Annotated in this window: 4 protein-coding genes and 1 pseudogene; all 5 read left to right on the top strand. The window is 63.3% G+C overall.

Annotated features, from left to right (window positions below; genetic code table 11):
• Positions 1–429 precede the first annotated feature (429 nt).
• On the top strand, positions 430–1,485 hold the full coding sequence (locus BZ163_RS20295; protein WP_128872326.1) for an AraC family transcriptional regulator: 1,056 nt from the start codon (positions 430–432) through the stop codon (positions 1,483–1,485).
• A 220-nt stretch (positions 1,486–1,705) separates the two neighbouring features.
• Positions 1,706–9,607 carry a SpvB/TcaC N-terminal domain-containing protein gene (locus BZ163_RS20290; protein ID WP_128872325.1) on the top strand — a complete coding sequence of 2,634 codons (7,902 nt, stop codon included), beginning with the start codon at positions 1,706–1,708 and terminating at the stop codon, positions 9,605–9,607.
• A 26-nt stretch (positions 9,608–9,633) separates the two neighbouring features.
• Positions 9,634–13,113 (top strand): Tc toxin subunit A, encoded by a 3,480-nt coding sequence (locus BZ163_RS20285; RefSeq protein WP_128872324.1) that lies wholly within the window; start codon positions 9,634–9,636, stop codon positions 13,111–13,113.
• A 359-nt stretch (positions 13,114–13,472) separates the two neighbouring features.
• The gene (locus BZ163_RS35820; RefSeq protein ID WP_371916825.1) at positions 13,473–15,188 is read left to right on the top strand and encodes a neuraminidase-like domain-containing protein; all 1,716 of its coding nucleotides are present in this window, start codon (positions 13,473–13,475) and stop codon (positions 15,186–15,188) included.
• Positions 15,167–16,680, top strand: a pseudogene (locus BZ163_RS20280) (hypothetical protein); the annotation flags it as partial. The gene BZ163_RS35820 and the pseudogene BZ163_RS20280, both read left to right, overlap by 22 nt.

Below are 16,680 nucleotides of genomic sequence, written 5' to 3'. Positions count from 1 at the left end.
ACTCCATACAAGCAGCCTCAAAAAAATTGGATGATCGACTCTGCGCATTGCGGCACAGCTTCGCAGTGGCAATTCGGTAATCCATAACCCGCGTCATGCTTGATCCGAAGCTGCCCTCCCGCCAGCTTCTTCGATACACAAATAATTCACATTGCCAGGGCATCATGGCCAGGGTCGATCACCAGTACGGTGCGTTTCGACATTTGATGCCTGCTAATAGCGCATTTTAACTACCTTTTTCTGGTGGTCGAAATGAGGCCCTGAAGAATAAAAAAGATCAAGCCAAAGGGTGCTGCAATGAATGACACGGGAAAGTCCCCTCAACGCATAACCAGTCTCAACCTGGATCTCAAACCCTCCAATAACGTCCGGGCATCGATTTTGCTTGAGCGGTCATGGGCGTCTGATTGAACAGAGGATTGGATCGTTATGTATAAAATTACTACAGGCTATGCCCGCGTGCTGGTGAATACACTGTCGGAGCAAGGATTGGATGTCGACCGCCTGTGCCAAGAGGCTGGGTTTGATCTAAAGCTCACAGCCATACCGGGATCCTTCTGCGAGCGAAGCACTCTCTACCGCCTATGGGATCTGGCAGCTCAGGCCTCCGGCGATCCCAACATTGGTTTGAAGTCCGCCAAAAACTTTCATCCGGACGTTTTTCAGGTCGTCGGCTACACCATGATGTCCAGTTCGCACCTGAAACAGGCATTCGAACGACTGGTTCATTTCAACCCATTGATCGGTACGGGTTTCACCCTGTTTGTTGTCCAGGAACAACAGCATTACCGCCTGGTTACGCTCGATCACCATCAGCGCGGCTCGTTCAAGCCCCGACAGTACTCCGATGCCAGCCTTGGAACGCTGCTGGGTGCCTATCGCTGGCTGAGCGGTGGCACATCGCTGAGACCGCTGAGTGTGGAATTCAGCTATCCCCAACCGGAAGACATCCACGAGCATCAACAGCTGTTTGGCTGTGAGCTGCAGTTCGGGGCGGCCTATGACAGCATCCTGTTGGATGGTGAGGAGCTGCTGCGTCCGTTGAGCACAGCCAACGAAGGGTTGGCCAAGCTCCATTACAGCTATGCCAATGCTCAGCTTGACCTGTTGAATGACTCCACCATGGTCTGCAGGATTCGTGCGCTGATCACCAAACGCCTGAGTCAGGCGCAAAGCCAGGTACCCTGCGATATGGAATCGATTGCGGCCGCGCTGAGCATCAGCAAGCGAACACTGCAACGGGCACTGGAGAAGGCAGGCACGCAGTTCACGGATATCCTGAACCATGTGCGTCAGCAGTTAGCCGACTTCTACCTGCGTCATTCCCATTTCAATGTGCAGCATGTGACTCACCTGCTCGGCTTTCATGACCACAGCAGTTTCCACAAGGCTTGCCTGCGCTGGTTCGGCATGACGCCCGGTGAGTATCGAGTGATTCAATCATCGCAAGAAGCCAAGGAAACCAGGATTTTGCGAGTCCGCTAGGGATTGAGGCGGCCTCTCAGTCATTTGAGGCGCGAGGGATCAGATCAATCTCGTATGAAGGTGCATTGAACACGTAGCCCTTAAATCGATTGGCTATTGAGTTAGAAAAATTCGTTTCTACAAGCCCGGGAGAAGTGACTAGCCTTTGCACTCTCGGCCTGAGCCGTTTCCACGACCCTCGATACGGTTCAAGGTCCTATCCGCTTGACTGGAGGGACCGATGGAGCCTGCTGAACACCCGTCCGATAGCACGGGCCGCCCCCCCAATCGCGGCTTGACGCCCGAGATCGTCGCGCCCAAAGGCGGCGGTGCCCTCAGCGGGATGGGCGAGAAGTTTGCCGCGGACCCCGTCACCGGGACGGGCTCGATGTCGGTGCCTATTGCTACGTCTCCCGGGCGCAGCGGATTCGGTCCCCAGCTGTCCATCAACTACAACTCCGGCGCAGCAAACGGGCCCTTCGGTTTCGGCTGGAACCTGTCGCTTCCCGTTGTCTCGCGTAAAACGGAAAAGGGCTTGCCGCAGTATGGGGCGGCGCAAGAGCCCGACATCTTCATGCTCTCGGGTGCCGAAGACCTGGTGCCGGTGCTGCTGCGCGTCGACAACGACTGGGTCCGCGAAGTCCTGCCGCCGCGCACCGTGTATGGACAGCCGTACAGCATCCAGCGGTATCGACCGCGCGTCGAAGGGTTGTTCGCGCGCATCGAACGCTGGGTGAACACCGCCGACGCGGCGGACACGTTCTGGCGGTCGATCTCCAAAGACAATGTCACGACCTGGTATGGCCGGACTGCGCAGAGTCGGATTGCGGATCCCCTGGACCCCCGGCGGATTTTCAGCTGGTTGATTTGCGAAAGCCATGACGACAAGGGCAACGCCGTGTTCTACGACTACAAGCCGGAGGACTCGGCGGGCGTCGACCTGTCCCAGGTCTCGGAGCGCAATCGCAGTGACTTGACGCGATCGGCCCAGCGTTACGTCAAGCGCATCCGTTACGGCAATCGCGTGCCTTACTTGCCGGACCTGACTGCCACCGCACCGCCGCCGCCACCCGTCGACTGGTGCTTCGAGGTGGTATTCGACTATGGCGAGCACGACCTGCTGGCCCCGGTCCCCCAGGAAACCTCACAGGCATGGGCCTGCCGGCCCGATCCATTCTCGAACTATCGTGCATGCTTCGAGATCCGCACCTATCGCCTGTGCCGGCGAGTGCTGATGTTTCATCATTTCGCCGGGGAATCGAACGTCGGCCGCGATTGCCTGGTGCGCGCCACCCACCTGGAACACGCATCCGCCCCACCCGTCGATACCACGCAGCCTTTTTACGCTTTTTTGCGCGCCGTCACCCAGACGGGCTACGTTCGCGATGGCGCCGGCTACCGCGCGAGTTCGCTGCCCCCGCTCGAGTTCGACTATACCCAGGCTGACATCGACGAGTCCGTGCGCGACCTCGACGCTGTCAGTGTGCGCAACCTGCCGAGCGGGCTCAGCGACGCCCGCTATCGCTGGGTGGATCTGGAGAGCGAAGGCGTTCCCGGTATCCTGACCGAACAGGGCGGCAGTTGGTATTACAAGTCGAACCTGAGCCCGGCCAACCGGCAGGTCGTCGCCGGCACCGAGGTCTCCGTGCCGCGTTTCGGGCCGATGCAGCGCGTAGCGCGGCAACCCTCGCCGGCTTCCTTGCACAGCGACCGCGTGCATCTGCTGAATCTGTCGGGTGCCGGCGATCTCGCTGTGGTGGCATTCGACGGCCCCTCCCCCGGCTTTTTCGAGCGCACCGAGGAGCAGGACTGGCACCGCTTCAAGCGGTTCCGGTCGATCCCTGTCCTCGACTGGGGAAACCCGAACCTCAGGTTCATCGATCTGACCGGCGACGGATTCCCCGATCTGCTCATCAGCGAGGACCACGCGTTCTGCTGGCATGCCTCCTTGTCAGTCGATGGTTTCGCGACCGCGCAGCACCGGCCCCAGTCACTGGATCAGGAAGCAGGACCGCAACTGGTGTTCGCTGATGGCAGCGAGTCGATCTTTCTCGCCGATATGTCCGGGGATGGCCTGACCGACCTCGTGCGCATTCGCAACGGCGCGGTCTGCTACTGGCCCAACCTTGGTTATGGCCGCTTCGGCGCCAAGGTCACCATGGCGCAGTCGCCCCGCTTCGATCACGCCGACCTGTTCGACGGCAACCGCCTGCGCCTCGCCGACATCGATGGGTCCGGCACCACGGACATCCTTTATTTCACGAGTCACGCGATCGATGTTTATTTCAATCAATCCGGCAATGCCTGGGGGAGTCGCCGCCGCCTCGCACATTTCCCGGCTGTCGAATCGGTATCGTCGGCCACGGTGCTGGACCTGCTCGGCAACGGCACGGCCTGTCTGCTCTGGTCTTCCCCCTTGACCACGAGCGCATCGCGCCCGATGCGCTACATCGACTTGATGGGCGGCCAGAAACCCCACCTGTTGGTGCGCTCGCGCAACAACCTGGGCGCCGAAACTGCCGTCCGGTACGCGCCCTCGACCCGGTTCTACGTAGCCGACAAACTGGCGGGCACCCCCTGGCTGACCCGGCTGCCGTTTCCGGTGCATGTGATCGAACGCGTGGAAACCTATGACTACATCAGCCGCAATCGCTTCGTCACCCGCTACGCCTACCACCACGGCTATTTCGACGGAGTGGAGCGCGAATTTCGCGGTTTCGGCCGCGTCGATCAGTGGGACACCGAAGAGATCAGCGCCGTCTCCCAAGGCGGCGCGTTTCCAGGGGCGAACAACCAGGATCCGGCCTATTCGGTGCCGCCGGTGCACACCAGGACGTGGTTCCACACGGGGGGCTATTTCGGCGAGTCGAGCGTCTCCAGGCAGTTCGCGCAGGAGTATTACGACGAAGGCGACGACAGCAGCTTGATCGCGGGGTTAAGCGACGCAGAACAGCAAAGCCTGCTGCTCGACGACACGCTGTTGCCCGACACCGTGCTGCTTGCCGATGGCAGTCGCCTGTCATGGAACGGCTCAGCCGATGAAATGCGCGAGGCCTGTCGCGCATTGCGCGGTTCGATTCTGCGCCAGGAAATCTACGCGCTCGACGGCTCTGACGCCGCCGACCGCCCTTACAGCGTCAGCGAACGCAACTACAGGATCGAAGTCCTGCAACCACGGGGCGCAAACCCCTACTCGGTGTTTTTCGCGTTCACCTGCGAGGCGATTGACTTCCATTACGAGCGCAAGCTGTACAAAGTCCTCGGCAACCAGCTGGTGGATCAGGCTGCACCGCCGCCCGGCGCCAAGGATGCCGCCGACCCGCGGGTGTCTCACGCACTGACGCTCAAGATCGATCCCTTCGGCAACGTGCTGCAATCGGCGGCGGTCGCCTACGGGCGCCGTTATCTTGATCCCACCCTGACGCCGGACGATCAACGCAAACAAACAGCCCCGCTCTGCACCTATGCGCAGGCTTCCTACACCAACGCGGTCCTCGCCGAAGACGCGTACCGAGCGCCGTTACCAGCGCAATCGAGCAGCTACGAATTTATCCAGCTCCCGCCATCGAGTGCGCCGCCCGGCATTACACCGCTGCTGGGGTTCACGCAATTGGCCAGTGCCATTCAAACCGCGGCGGACGGCGCCCACGACATTGCCTTCGAAGACCTGAATCCCTCGGGTCTCCAGGCAGGGCAAACGTATCGGCGATTGATTGCGCGGGCGAGCACCTGCTATCGGCCCGACGATATGGGCGCTGCGGCCGCCAACGCCAATGCCCTCCTCCCGCCTGGCACGCTGGAGGCGCTGGCGCTGCCAGGCGTCCAGTATCAACTCGTATTCACCCCGGGCCTGGTTTCACAGGTCTATCGGCGGGACGGCGCTGCGCTGCTGCCCGTGCCTGCCGACGTGCTTGCCAGCGTCGCCGCGGATGGCGGTGGTTATGTCGACTTGAATGGCGACGGCCATTGGTGGCAGCCCTCCAGCCGGGTTTTTTACTCGCCCAGCGCCACCACGCCTGCCGCCGAAAAAACCGCGCGCTCGAGCATTTCCTATCTGCCGCGCCGCGCCGTGGATCCCTACGGCAATGGCGCGACGGCCACCTTCGACGTGCACGATCTGGTCCCGGTGCAGACCACCGATGCGCTCGGCAACTCGACGACGGCCCGCCACGACTACCGCGTGCTGTTGCCGGTACTCGTCACCGATCCCAACGGCAATCGCAGCGCGGCTGCCTTCGACGCGCTCGGCTTTGTGGCGGGGACCGCCATCATGGGTAAAGCCACCGAAAGCCTGGGGGATTCACTCACCGGCTTTGCCGCCGGCCTGACACCTGCCGAGATCGATGGTTTTTTCACGGCCGATGATCCCCACGACCTGGCCGGCGCGCTGCTGGGCACGGCGACGATGCGCATCGTCTACGACCCGCTGCGCTTCTTCAATTCGCGTCAGGCCTCCCCGGGCGATCCAGCGCAGTGGTTACCGGCCTTTGCCGCCACTATCGTGCGCGAGACGCATGTCAGCGACCTTGCACAGGGTCAGACGAGCAAGACCCACCTTGCTTTCGGGTACTGCGACGGCTTCGGCCGAACCGTGCAGAAGAAAGTCCAGGCCGAACCGGGGCCGGCCGTCGCGGACGGCCCGGTCATCGATCCGCGTTGGGTCGGCAGCGGCTGGACCATCTGCAACAACAAGGGCAAGCCTGTGCGGCAATACGAGCCGTTCTTCAGCCAGTTGCCCGCGAAGGGGCACCAGTTCGAATTCGGCGTACAGGCGGGCGTCAGCGCGATTCTGATCTATGACCCGTTAGGCCGTGTAGTCGCCACGCACCATCCCAATCAGACCTACGAGAAGCTCGTGTTCGATGCATGGCATCAGCACTCCTGGGACGCAAACGACACCGTGCTGGTGAACGATCCTGCTGCCGATGTGGACGTGGGCGGCTACCTCGGTTTGCTGCCCGCCAGTGATCTGTCACCGACCTGGTATGCACAACGCATCAACGCCAATCTCGGCCCGCAGGAGCAGGATGCCGCGGTCAAAGCAGCCGCCCACGCCAACACGCCCGGTGTAACCCACCTGGATGCGCTGGGGCGCCCGTTCCTGACCATCGCCGACAACGGCGCCGCCGGCCGCTACGCGACCCGCGTCGAACTCGACATCCAGGGCCTGCTGCGCGCCGTCAGCGATGCGCTCGACCGCAAGGTCATGGTGTACGACTATCACATGCTGGGCGGCAGTATTCATAAGTCCGGCATGGAAGCCGGGCAACGCTGGAACCTGGACGATGTCACCGGGAAAACCATCCGCGCCTGGGATTCCAGAGGCCACAATCACCGCAACGAATACGATGCACTGCGCAGGCTGACCGGCTTGTTCGTGCAGGGCACCGACACCGTGAATTCCGATCCCCGGACCCTGACCGAAGTGCAGTACCACCAGATCGTTTACGGTGAAGGACAGCCAGACGATGCGATGCTCAATCTTCGCACCCGTGCCTATTCGACCAGCGACACGGCCGGTGTCGTCACCCACCTGGCGCTCGACCCGGTTACCGGGCTGCCACAAGCCTACGACTTCAAGGGCAATGCGCTGGGGGTCCAGCGGCAATTCATCGAGGACCATCAGCTATTACCGAACTGGTCTGCAGCGCCAGTGCTTGGCAGCACCTTCATCGGCACTACTCAATACGATGCGCTCAACCGTCCGACCGCGGCCACCACGCCCGATGGAAGCACCACGCGTACCACCTACAACACTGCCAATATGTTGGAGACCGTCAGCATCAATCTGGCGGGCGCGGCGGCGCAAACGCCCTTTATCACCAACATCGATTACGACGCCCAAGGCCGTCGCACGCTGATCGACTATGGCAACGGCGCCAGGACTCGGTACGCCTACGACCCCTACACCGCCCGTTTGACGCGGGTGCTCACCCGACGCAACCCGGCCGGCTTTCCCGACGATTGTCCGGCGCCACAGGACACGGACTGGCCCGGATGCCAGATCCAGAACCTCCTCTACACCTACGATCCGGTGGGCAACGTCACCGCCGTTCGCGACACCGCGCAGCAGACCATTTTCTTCCGCAACCAGCGCGTGGAACCGAGCAATGACTATACCTACGACGCCCTCTATCGCTTGACGCAAGCCAGCGGCCGCGAGCTCCTTGGACTGGGCGCCAACGACATCCCGCTGGCACCGGCCGCGAGTTCATACAACGACGCGTCTCGCGTTCGCTTGCCCAGCCCCCATAACGGCAAAGCCATGGGGACATACACCGAACACTACGACTATGACCCCGCCGGCAACTTCCTCAAGTTGATCCATCAGGGCAGCCAGCCGATCCATGCGGGATGGACGCGTACTTATCTCTACAACGAAGCCAGTGCGCTGGAACCGGGAAAGGTCGGCAATCGCCTGTCCTCCACGCTTGTCACCGGAACCCAGGGCCTGACCGAGGGGTACGGGTACGACCTTCACGGCAACATGACGTCGATGCCGCAATTGCAGGCGATGCAGTGGAATTTCCATGACGAGTTGTCCATGTCGCAGCGCCAGGCGGTGAATGCCGACGATGCCGATGGCGCGCTGCACCAAGGCGAGCGCACGTACTACGTGTACGACGGGACCGGCCAACGGGCCCGCAAGATTACCGAGTCGCCGGCTGGCATCAAGCGCAAGGAGCGGTTCTACCTGGACGGCTTCGAAGTGTATGTGGAGTACGACAACGCGGGCGCCCTCACCCTGCAACGCGAAACGCTGCACGTGGCCGATGACCGGCAACGCATCGCGCAGGTAGAGACGCGGACCCAGGGCAACGATGGCTCTCCCGCGCGGTTGGTGCGTTATCAGTTCAGCAATCACCTGGGTTCGGCGGTGCTGGAACTGGACGATGCGGCCCAGGTGATCTCCTACGAAGAATTTTGTCCCTATGGCAACACTTCGTACCAGGCCGGACGCAGCGCGGTGGAAGTCAGCCGCAAGCGCTATCGCTTCACCCGGATGGAGCGCGATGAGGAAAGCGGGCTGAGCTACCACGGGGCCAGGTACTACGCGGCCTGGCTGGGTCGATGGACGAGCTGCGATCCAACCGGATTGCAAGGCGGCCTCAACTTGTACGAATACGTCATGTCCTGCCCCACTGGCCTGACCGATCCGGCCGGGACTGATGGCCGCCCAAGTGACGAGGACATCGCAAAGATCGAGGCTCGTGCAAAAGAAATCCGAGACATGCTGACCCCGGACCTGCCTCGCTGGAACTCCGAGGGCCCGCCGATTACGCCGACGCAGAGGGGGAAGATCCAGGGTCGGATCGACATGCTGCGCACCCTCATACCCAAGCTGAACGACGCCGGCGACACCCTCGACGCCTCCATCATCGTGCACATGATCGCCGACATGCTTCTCGAGATGAAGTTGGGAGAGAAACAATGGAATGCCCTCTCGGACGCGAATAAACGTTACTGGGGCATGAAACTCGACCACCCGGAATGGGCGGTCAAGCCCAACGCCTTGAACATGATGACCGGTGCGATCATGACCGAAAGCATGAGCACCGACGTGCAGGTTTTCCAGGGTATTGCCATGGGCTTCCTGACGATGTCGGCCATGCCCGCCAAACCCAAGGCCCCCGTGCCCGGCGCGAATGATGTCAGGGGACCGCACAATTACCTTGCGGTCAAAAACGGCCCGCTTTATCTGGCGGACTCCGAAGGCGTCCTGGCGAACCTGACCAACAATCGCTGGTACTCGAGGTGGATACGCGGGGGGACTCAACTCATCCTGAGCCGAGGCCCAGTGACCCAGGGCGGCCTGTTGAATGCGATACGCCGTTTCGGCCGCACGGGGCGAAGGCTGACGATTCTGTCGGGCCCCCATGGCGACGAGACAGGGCGAATGTTGACGCAGACCGCCGATGATCTTGATCCCAATATTGGAGGACAGCGGCATTTCCTGAACGCGGACATCAATGTCATCGGCCGCAACGGACATGCGCCCGGCGTGCGCGTGCTCAATGCCGAGCTGTTGTCGGACATGCAGCTCAAGACCGTCCTGACCTCTGGCGATGACGTGTATGCAGCGTGGTGCCACAGCGGTGTTTGTGCCCAACTCAGTCGTGCTTTTGATCGACTCTCGCAATAGACAGTTTGATTCACGGAGGATGCTCCATGCCTATCGAACTCACACCAGGCGCTGCCGGCGACGGCCAGGGCAGCGTCCAGGGAACCTTCGTCGACGCGGACGGCGCCCCCATCGCCGGTGCGCGCATCTCCTTGTTGGCGCAGCGGGTACGCGATCGATCGGAACTCGCCTCGGCGGCCACGGATGAGTCGGGCGGGTTCCTGTTGACCTATCGGCGCACCAAAGCCGTCAACCTGATCGTGCAAGCCCTCGACGCCGACGGCAAGGTCATCGCCCAATCCGAGGTCCTGTTCGCGGCCGATGCGCATGTCGACATCGACCTGACAACGGCAGGCGTCGGCCGGGTGCCTGCGCCGTCGGCCCACACGCTGCTGAGCAGCACGGTCGCGAGTCAATTGCTGAAGACGCCCTTGGTGAAGCTGAAACAGAACAAGGATCATCGCGAACTGGATTTTGTCGCCAAAGCCGGCGGCGTGCCGTTTGCCGACGTGGCCCGCTTGTACATCGCGCGACGCCTGGCAGTGCCGGGCAAGCTGGATGAACGCACGCTGTACGGCCTGTTCAGCCGGGGCATTCCGGCGCCCCTCGACACGGCGCTGGGGCAATTGCCCGATGCCGGCATCGACGACGCGTTCGTGGCGCAGGTGCTGACGGGGGTGCTGGCCCATTCGGACGCCTCGCTCGCGCAAACGCTCGACGCCGCAGTCGCGGCCAATGTGCTGCCCGCCACCTATGCGGTAAAACAGAAAGATGAATTGGCGCAGCTGCGCGCATTGCGCACGCAGCGAGTCGGCGCGACGCCTTACATCCGCGGCAAGACACCGCTCAACGACGTGTTGAGTGCCGCTGGCGTCGAGGCTGCGGTGAGTGCTGCCTTCACCCAGGCCTACGCCGCGTCGGGTAAACGTCTGCGCACCACATGGAAGCTGCTGCGTGCCGACCCTGCGTTGACCAAGGAACAGCTGGCGACGCTCAACACCGCACTGAACGCCAGCGAACTGCTCGGCGGCAACCTGGTACTCGTCAAAGACACCCTGCAGCGCCTGGCCCGAGGGGAACTGGCACGCGTGCAGAATCTCGCCCTGCTCGATGAAGCCGACTGGGTCGCAAGGATCGAGCGACTCGATCCGCAGGCCTCGACGATTCCCCAGGTGTTGCCCGACGACACGCCGGCACAGCGCATCGCCCGTTTTGCCAAGGCCTTGGCCGAACGGTTCCAGTCGCGCTACCTGACAACGACCTTTCTTGGCAGCCTGGGCAAAGCTGCGGGATCCGCCTTCGCCGCCAGGGAGGAATTGGTGTCGGTGCTGGCCGCGAACCCGCGACTCAATCTGCGCCGTACCAACATCGACCGCTACGTCGCCAGGAACAACCTCGAGCTGTCGACCGAGGCCCTGGGCTCACTGAAGACCCTGCAACGGCTGTCCTTTCTGTCGACGCGCTACGCGACGGTAGAAGCCCTTGCAGGCGCGGGTTACCACTCGGCGCAAGCCGTCTATTTCAGCGGGCGCGCGCCCTTCGTCGCGCAAATGGCGCCGCTGCTCGGCAGTCAACCGCGAGCCGAGGCGGCCTGGTTGCGTGCGCAAGCGCGCTACGCCAGCGCGTTGTCCGCTTTCGGCCGCTACAACCTCGCGCTCAATGGCACCACCGTGGCGTTGATGGCCTCCCCCGTGCCTGCTGCGGACTCGCTGGCCAACCTGCCGGACCTGCAGGCCCTGTTTGGTTCGCTCGACTACTGTGAATGCAGCGAATGCCGCTCGGTGCTCAGCCCCGCGGCCTACTTCGTCGACTTGCTGCAATTTCTCAAACAACGCGGCGCCCTCGATGCCCTGCTCTCCCGTCGGCCCGATCTGCCCTTCATCGCCCTGGGCTGCGACAACACCGACGTCACGTTGCCCTACATCGACTTGGTCAATGAATTGCTGGAGTCGGCGATAGCACCGCCCGCTGCACCGCTCACGCTGTTCGCGACCACGGGCTCCTCCGCGGAGCGGCGTGCGTTGCCCCAGCACGTGTCGCAGGCGGCGTACGATAAAACCGCAGTGGCGGTCTTCCCGTTGACGCTGCCCTTCGATCTGTCCTTCGCCCGGACTTCGGCGTTTCTGCAGGCGATGGGCACCCGACTCGACCAGGTGATGCGCCTGTGCGGCAGCGGCAGTGCGGCGGCGCGTGCTGCCGCGCAACTGGGCCTCAATCCCGCCTTGCAGGCGTTAATCAATGGGACCGACCCGCACCCGCCTTGGGAGCGCTGGGGGTTCGAGGCCCAGGCCAACCCGGCGAACGTATATGACCCCAAGACGAGGCAGCCGCTGAGCCCGGCACCCGCCGACTGGGTCGCCGCCTTATCCAGGGTGCCCGTGCTGCTGGGGCGGGCACATCTGGACTTCGCCCAGTTGTGCCAGTTGCTGGAAGTGGCCTGGGTGACGGGCGGCAACGTGACCCTCAAGCTGGGTTTCACCGTCCAGGACACCCTCAACATCGCGAGCTGCGACACGGCGCTCATGACCTTCGAGGGGCTCGATGCCGCCGTGCTGGATCGGGCCAATCGCTTCCTGCGACTATGGACGGCTACCGGGCTGCAAATGTGGGAGCTGGATTGGGCGCTTGAATCGGCGAACGGCAACCTGGACGACGGGTTCCTGGTGTTCATTGCCGATGCGCTGGCCTTGCGCGAGCGATTGAGCCTGCCGCTGCAAGAGCTGCTGAGTTTTTGGGGGCCGATGCCCACCCATGGCGTGAACAGTCATCTGGGCGAGGTGGATACCCTCGTTGCATCGACATACGACCGGGTGTTCCGCAGTCCGACGTTGCTGGCGTCCTGGTCCGGGGTCTTTGTCGACGCCGGAGCCTTGCCGGGAGGGCCGATCGATTCCAATGCGCTCAAGGCGGCGCTGGGCTTGAGCGCCGACGATCTCGCCGCGATTGGCGCCGCGACGGGCGTCACCCTCGAGTTGTCGCTCGACGGCCTCAACCTGTTGCTCCGACACGCCCGGCTCGCCGCCGCTTTATCCCTCACCGTCCCCGACCTGTTGCTGTGGATGACAGTCTGCGATGCGCTGCCTGCCGGGTCCGCTGCCGCGTTCGGCGGCACACCGGCCGACACGGCCGAGTTCCTGCGCAGACTGGCGTTCCTGCAAGGGACCGGCATCAAGCTGGCCGACCTGGACTACCTGCTGCGCAACGGATCGGCCACCCGCAGCGAGATGACGTTTACCACGGCAGAGGCGACGGCCGTGTTGCAGGTGATCGCGATGCGCTCGCCAAGCTGGCGCCGGCGGACCCCACTGCTGTGCAAACCTTGTTTGTCAGCGCCTTGGCCGCGGCGACTGGTGTCAGCGCAAACGTCGTGGCGCCCGCGCTTACCAGCACGGGCATCCTGCCACTGCCTGCCACCACCATCACGCAATTGCTCGGGCAAACCAATGGCGTGGACCCGACACCCTTCAAGCCGCTGGTGGACGGGATCACCCGCGTGGCGAAGGCCGCCGCGTTGTTCAATGCACTAAGACCGACCGTGTCGAGCTTTGCCTTCCTGATCCAGCACGCGGCCTCGTTCAACTGGTTGAATCCGGCCGCGCTGCCGCTGTCCCCGCCTGCGGGCACTGTCTATCTGCCCTTCGAACGCCTGCTGCAGGCGCTGCAACTCAACCGCCGCCAGACGGCGAGCGCGCCCAGATTGTTCGATGTGTTGGGCCGTTGGGTACAGGTGTTGCCCGCAGACCTGGCCGGCGCCATCGGCGATGAAGCCGGCGCCCTGGCCACCGCCCTGAATACCGGTGTCACTGACCTGACCGTGCTGGCCAACGCACTGGCGGCGACGACGCCCACCCTGGATGCGGGCACCCAGGCCGGCACGCTCGCCGACATGGGCATGCTCACGGCGCTCGGCACGGCGCTCGACGCCATGGCGCAATATCACATCGGCGCGGCTGCGCTGCTGCAACTGGCGGCCGCACCGCCGACCGTCGAGTCCGCCTCTGCCGCCATGGGCACCTTCCAGTCCCGCTACGCCCCTTCGGCCTGGCTGGGTGCCGTGCAGCCGGCGGAAGACAAATTGCGCGAAATGCGCCGCGATGCCCTGGTGGCCTACCTCCTCGGTCCAGGCCCGGCCGTCGCGCTGACCCCGCCGCTGCGCAGTAGCGACGATATTTTCAATGGCTTTCTCATCGACCCCGGCATGTGCGCGTGCGGCATCACCACGCGACTGCTGGAGGCTTCGCTGGCGGTGCAGCAATTCGTGCAGCAATGTTTCCTCGGCCTGGTCCCTGGCGTCCCGGTGGATTCGACCGTCGACCCAGGCTGGAACCAATGGGCGTGGATGAGCCAGTTCAGGCTCTGGCAGGCCAACCGCCAGGTCTTCCTGTACCCCGAGAACTATCTGCTTCCGGAGTTGCGCAGCGACCGCTCGCCGTTCTTTTCCGACCTCGAGAACGAACTCAAGCAAAGCAACTGCGACACCGACGCAACCACGGCGGCGTTGAAGAACTATGTGCGCAAACTGGTGGAAGTCAGGCACCTGACCGTCGCCGCGCACTACCGCGAGACTCGCGCCGACGGATCCCGGGTCTTGCACGTGTTCGCGCGCACCCGTGGCGCGCCGCCGAAATGGTACTACCGCAGCCGGGCCGAGGGTTCGCTGAGCAGCGGCGTCTGGAGCCCCTGGCAGGCGCTGAACCTGGATATCGCTTCGGATCAGCTCGTGCCGCTGGTGTGGGACCAGCGACTGCATCTGGTCTGGCCGATCTTCAAGCAGATTTCGGAGAAGGCCGGCACCCAAAGCATACCGACCTCCAATAACGGCGCGCCGACACCCAATACCGCAGCGGCCGCGAGGAAATTCTGGTCCATCGAATTCGCGATGAGCGAGTTGAGTGCCGGGCAATGGCAGGCCAAGCGCACCTACGCCGAAAAAAGCTATGTCCAGACCGATAACCCGGCGCTCGACTTTACCTTCCGCGCGTTCGCGGACGCCCAGTCGACGTTGCAGCTGGAGATCTACCTGAGTGTGCATTGGCTCAATTACGGCACCTGGTCCAGTGTCCTGGTAGGCACCGGCCAGTTGCCCATGCCGGATTCAGCGCTGGCCATTTATTCGCAGAACTCGCTGCCCGCCGCCTCTGCCGTCGATCAGTCGCAGGAACCCAGCTACGCGCTGATCACGCTGAAGTACCAGTTCCCCAACACCTTGGTGACGGCCGCCAACTACAGGTTCCGCGGCCAGGATCTGTGCAGCTACGGCCCCCATCCGGGCCCGGTCAACCCGTTGACGGTGCTGGCCCTGGCCGGCAGCCACAGCGCCCCGGCGGCATTGACCCTGCTGGGCACCATTGACAACCAGCGTGTGGTGGTGCCGATGCAGGACCGGGTGTTCGATTCCGCGGATCCGTTCTTCGCCGCCGATTCGTCGCCGGCACCTTCTTTGTCTGCCCGCATTACTACACCGTATCCAGCTCGCCGCAGGAGCTCGACGATCTCGCCTACATCCCGCAGTGGACCACGAGCTATGCCTTTACCCCGTTCTATCACCCCTACGCGCGCACCTTCCTGCGCGAACTGGAGATGGGCGGTACCGACCGCCTGATGTCGCGCCAGCTGCAGACCGATCCGCAATCGGTACGCGGCCAGGGCAACTTCGACTTCGCGACAACGTACCAGCCGCAACCCCCGGTCATGACACCCTATCCCCGGGAGGACGTCGATTTCAGCGTATCGGGTGCCTACGCCCTCTACAACTGGGAGCTTTTCTATCACGCGCCGATGTTGGTGGCGACGCAGCTGATGCGCAACCAGCAACACGAGCCTGCGATGCAATGGCTCAAATACGTGTTCGATCCGACCGACCCGAACCCCGCGCCGGTACCTGGGCACTTCTGGCGCACACGGCCGTTCTACGAAATGAATGCCGACACGTGGTTGGCCCAGCAGATCCAGCACATCCTCGCGACGCTGGCGGCCAACGCACAGCAAGGCACCGCGGACCTGGACACCGCCGCCGCGCTCCAGGACTGGCTGGCGCATCCTTTCGATCCGCACCGCATCGCCCGGTTGCGCATCGGCGCGTACGCCAAGGCGACTGTCATGAAGTTCCTCGACAACCTGATTGCCTGGGGTGACTCGCTGTACGCCCAGTACACCATGGAAAAGGTCGCACAGGCCGAGCAGCTCTATGTGCTCGCGAACCTGATCCTCGGTCCCCGGCCCGAACAGGTGCGCCTGCGCGACGCCGATTTCGCCACCCGGCCGGACGCCACCACCTACGCCGCCATCCAGGACGGGCTGGACGCATTCTCCGATGTGCTGGTCGCCATCGAAAATGTGATCGCGGCGCCGACCCCGGCGCTGGACGCCCAAGACGCCGTGAGCGAAGCGCCGGACCTGCCGCAGCTGTCCACGCTGTTTTTCTGCATACCGCCCAACGATCAGCTGCTGGCCTATTGGGACACGGTCGCCGACCGCCTGTACAAGATCCGTCATTGCCTCAACCTGCAGGGCGTTGCCCAGCCATTGCCGCTGTACGCCCCGCCGATCAATCCTCTGCAACTGATGGGCGGACAAGCCGCCTATGGCACCGGAGCGATCGGTGCCGCGGCGCCATTCACCCCGGTGTACCGCTTCCCCGTCTACCTGGAGCGCGCCCTGGAGTTGACCAACGATGTGCGCGGCTACGGCGCCAGCGTGCTGGCGGCTCTGGAGAAAAAGGATGCCGAGGCGCTCGGCGTGTTGCGCGCCAACCAGGACATCGACATCCAGACCCGGCTGCTCGACATCAAGACCCGGGCCGTTGCGGAAGCCGAGGGCCAGGTCACGGCCCTGCAGAACCAGAAAACCACGGTGCAGATCCGCCACGACTTTTATGCCGACATCGATTTCATGAACCCGTGGGAAGTCGCGGCGAGTGCGCTGCAGATCCAGGCCGCGATCATCAATGGCCTGGCGGTGCCCCTGGACCTCACCGCCAGCGGCGCCCACCTGATTCCGGAAATGACCTTCGGCGCGACGGGTTGGGCCGCAGTCCGACCTCGCTGGTCAAAGTCAGCGGCGACCAGGTGGCGGCCTCGCTCGCGTCCTCGGCC

The organism is Pseudomonas sp. VI4.1 (assembly GCF_002029345.1).
Taxonomy (GTDB): Bacteria; Pseudomonadota; Gammaproteobacteria; order Pseudomonadales; family Pseudomonadaceae; genus Aquipseudomonas.
This window is presented reverse-complemented; position numbering and strand designations above follow the sequence as displayed.

Excerpts from the sequence above, each read along its gene's own strand:
- BZ163_RS20295 (WP_128872326.1), top strand. The coding sequence starts at position 430 with ATGTATAAAATTACTACAGGCTATGCCCGCGTGCTGGTGAATACACTG.
- BZ163_RS20290 (WP_128872325.1), top strand. The coding sequence starts at position 1,706 with ATGGAGCCTGCTGAACACCCGTCCGATAGCACGGGCCGCCCCCCCAAT.
- BZ163_RS20285 (WP_128872324.1), top strand. The coding sequence starts at position 9,634 with ATGCCTATCGAACTCACACCAGGCGCTGCCGGCGACGGCCAGGGCAGC.
- BZ163_RS35820 (WP_371916825.1), top strand. The coding sequence starts at position 13,473 with ATGGGCATGCTCACGGCGCTCGGCACGGCGCTCGACGCCATGGCGCAA.